Below are 329 nucleotides of genomic sequence, written 5' to 3'. Positions count from 1 at the left end.
CGGAAGTGCACAGTGTCCACGTGGATGCTGGCCATCGTGGCCAGGGTATCGCCCGTCAGCTTCTTCTTGCCGCGTTCGCGGCTGCGCGCGCGGAAGGCATTGAATCGCTCACCCTCACGGTGCTGGCGGACAACGCTGCCGCGCGCGGGCTGTACGAATCGCTGGGCTTCAGTGCATTCGGCACGGAGCCGCGGGCAGTCAAACGCGCGGGCTGCTACACGGATATCGTCTCGTACTCGATCGCCCTGCAGTGACGATGAAACATTGCCGCAGGCGCGGTCATGTTTCCGTGGCAGGATGGGCCTGGACATATATTCATTCGACGAAGA

Annotated in this window: 1 protein-coding gene; it reads left to right on the top strand. The window is 62.6% G+C overall.

All coding sequences use genetic code 11. From position 1 onward, the window contains the following. Positions 1–254 (top strand): GNAT family N-acetyltransferase (locus AN394_RS21350; RefSeq protein ID WP_144430249.1); only part of this gene is annotated, 254 nt, incomplete at its 5' end. Between the last annotated feature and the right edge of the window lie 75 nt (positions 255–329).

Source organism: Pseudoalteromonas sp. P1-26 (genome assembly GCF_001401795.1).
In the GTDB taxonomy this organism is placed as follows: domain Bacteria; phylum Pseudomonadota; class Gammaproteobacteria; order Enterobacterales; family Alteromonadaceae; genus Pseudoalteromonas.
The sequence above is the reverse complement of the archived record's forward strand: the minus strand, read 5'-3'. Positions and strand labels throughout refer to the sequence as shown.